A 3,221-nucleotide genomic window follows, 5' to 3' on the forward strand; every position below is an offset into this window, starting at 1 on the left:
CGGCTTCGCCGGCTGGTGCGGCTGCGCCCCGGTGTCGGAGGTGGAGCCGTCACCTATGAGCCGGGCCTGGCTCTCGGACGGCGACGGCTTTCCCGACCCGCCTTTACCGCTACCACTCGACCCGGTTTGTCCACCGTTGTCCGACCCGAGGGAGCCGCAGCCCGCGATCCCCATCGCGGCCGCGGCTCCAAGTCCTGCCCCCAGCAAGCCCCTTCGGCTGATGTCACGCATGTTCGTCCCCGTTCCGCACCCTCCCCGAAGGGAGAGGCTCATCAATAACCGGCCTCGGTTTAGATCAGCAACCAAATCCAGGCGCTACGATGAATCCCCTTCCAACTGGCTTCGGAGTTCGCCTCTAGTGGCAACTCCTATCTTTCGGTATATGTTTTGCAAATGATTCTCCACGGTTCGACGAGATATATTTGCTTGATTAGCTATTTCGCTATTTGTCAATCGCTTGGCGACGAGGAACGCTATTTCTCTTTCCCGCTTGGTCAATTGGATGGATACCGGCACAGCGACCAGGTCGGGAGTCTGAGAACCTTCACACATCTTGGCCAATGCTGCCGCTTTGTTACCAGCGGCCGTTGCCTCGCGCACGTGACGTCGTCGACGCCATGCCGAAGCCGCAGAAGAGGCAGCCTCCGCTGCGAGCAAAAGTGCACCCGCGTGTTCCAATGCATGAGCACAGTCAAATATGGCCTCGGGATTTCCGTCTGCCCGCGCTGCAAAATACCTTGCGCAAAGAGAGACAAATTCGCCGCCAGGTACCTGTTCATTCAGTCGATTTTTGGCAAGTTCAAACTGCCCAAGGCGACCTAGCTCGGTGAGGATCCTCCCTTCACTGGCGAAATTCTCCGCACGCCGCGCATCGGCTGCCCCCTTCAGTAGCGTTGAGATAGCTTGAGGGAGATCACCATGCGCAGCTGCATACCATGCCTTCGGAATTGCGCACTCAAAAATAAAGACTCCCCATTCGGGAAGCATGCGAGCTTCGGAAAGAGCACGCTCTGCGGACTCCAGATCACCCATCAGCAGAGCCGCTTCAGCGACTAGATGTACCGCTGCGTAAAGTTGCCCTTTCGATGCGGATTGCCGGGCCATGGCTGCAGCCTGCCCAGCCCAACGACGCGCTATCAAGGGTAGGCCGCGCCGTATTGCGCATCTGGAAATAGACAAAGATAGCAACATCTTTGAACAGTGGAGACTGAGTCCACTGATTTCATTCCATTCCTGCAAGCCGAAATTGTAGGCCCTCTCGAGCTCACCAATTTCTTCTGAAGCCACAATAAGAGGCGGCAGGAAATGTGTCGCATCTGGCATTTTGATGCTTCTGTCTATAGCCACGTCGGTGCACGCCGCGTATGCAGCACCTCCCAATTGCATTGCCTCGAGGCTTCGACCCCGGATCGCTAGGCCCCACGTTTGGGCAAGGCATTCCAGAAGTGTGCTGTCATCCTTTTGCAAAGGAACCTGCATGACCTCTGATGGCGCTGGCGTTTTTAGACCCGAAGACATCATGGTCAATACCTTGCTGCTATTGAGCGAGACGTCAGTTTGGTGCTGTCCGCTTGTTCGGGAGAACAATTCGAGTGCTAGGTTTGAATCCCCGAGTCCCCATGCCAGATTTCGCGTCCTCATAATGAGAACTTCGAGATGTTGGTTATGCGTACTGGCAAGTGTTTCAGCGGTCTGCAGGATTCGATCTGCCTCCCGGGTCTCCCCGCTTTCATGCAACGCTTCACCCAATAGAAGACACGATTGGAAGTCACTGCTGCTGCGGAAAGCTGCAGAAGCCAGAAGACGGGAAGAGGAAAAGTCTCTTTCGCCTCGGGCGACCTGTAGCGCGGACTTAAGAATGGATGGGTCAGCCTTCCCGTCTTTCTTCAATTCCCCCAGAGTAATGTTCAACACGTCGAGCCTGCGTCGTGCACCTCGTATGCGTGTGCGAGTTGCATGTTTCGAGAGAAGGTATTTCTTCTTCGATTCCGAAAGTCCCTCCGTCAGCACTGCGCTGTAGAGAGGGTGCGCCATGGTAAGAAATTCACGATTCCCCGAGTTAATTGACTTAACAAGGTCGGCTGTTTCGAGCTCGCATGCTGTCTCCAGGGGGAATTCTCTGGCTTCAATGCTTTCGCGTAGTGAAATAAGTTCGAGGAGCTCCCTCGCCTCCTTGGTAATTGCACTGAAGCTGGTGTTGAAAAGTTCCCTGAGCTCTCGCGTGGCCTTCAATGGTCCCCCTAGGAACCACATCTCATTCGAGTATTTCAGGCTTCCGGTTCTCAGTGTCTCCATCGTAAGATCTCGGAGGTAGGACACCCTGCCTCCGCTAAGCCTTTGAAGCGCGGTCGAAACACATGGGGCCACCAACCCATCCAAGGTGTTTTCCATGAGTCGTTCAGTCTCTGGAAGGCTGAAATCCGCAATTTCGACCCGCCATGCGGAGTCCGCCCCCACGAGACTAGATACGACTTTACTCATTCCGGTATCAGATTGGAGCGTGGCAAGAAGGAAGACTATGCCAGCGTCCATCAGCTGTGAGATCCAAATCGCGGAGGCCGTGTCTATGAATTGCAGGCCATCTACGAGGATGATGAACCGCTTATGCTGCTTCTTGTGGGGCGAGTGAGTGGCCTTCTTTTCTCGCGCCCGCCAAGAGTGATCGGTCGGATTCATGCGATCGAATTCTCTGGGCAAAGCATGCATTAAGGTTTTCGAAGGGCTTCCATTAGGAGCGTGAAAGGCGGTTCTTCCGCCGGCGTGACCAATTGAGAAGGCTTGCTCAAGGCATTCTTTAGCAAGGCGGGTTTTCCCAACTCCCGATTCGCCCTTAATGATAAAGGCATTATATTTGGCTTCGTTGATTGCTCTCAGAAAAGCCCCCACTTGTGCCTCGCGGCCAACAAAAGGCCATATGTCAAAAGCCTGTGCCGCATTACCCTTCCCTTGCATGATTGTTATCTCGACTTCCATTTCATGTATCTCGCGGGAAGCTCCCCTGGATGTCTGACTGCCCACCGATCTTGAAAAGGAGTCTCTCAAGAAGGAAACAGAAATGCCTGAGTAATTTATGCTTATGCGGTTCACAGTCGGCGCGTGGCGCCCGCCTGCGAGAGTTGGTGAGTGAGCCTTTTCACGGCAGCCACTGATCGGGTGACGAGGACGGTCTCCGCAGTGCATGAGGCTCCTGTGCGGTTGAGGGAGGTGTGCGGCGTCTCAAC

The 3,221-nt window shown here is 54.9% G+C and carries 1 protein-coding gene; it reads right to left on the bottom strand.

From position 1 onward, the window contains the following. Positions 1-315: 315 nt before the first annotated feature. A complete protein-coding gene (locus tag ACFWU3_RS36380; protein WP_384445888.1) occupies positions 316-2,973 on the bottom strand; it encodes a LuxR C-terminal-related transcriptional regulator in 2,658 nt (885 codons plus the stop codon). Between the last annotated feature and the right edge of the window lie 248 nt (positions 2,974-3,221).

The sequence above is a fragment of the Streptomyces sp. NPDC058685 genome (assembly GCF_042714725.1).
Lineage (GTDB): Bacteria > Actinomycetota > Actinomycetes > Streptomycetales > Streptomycetaceae > Streptomyces.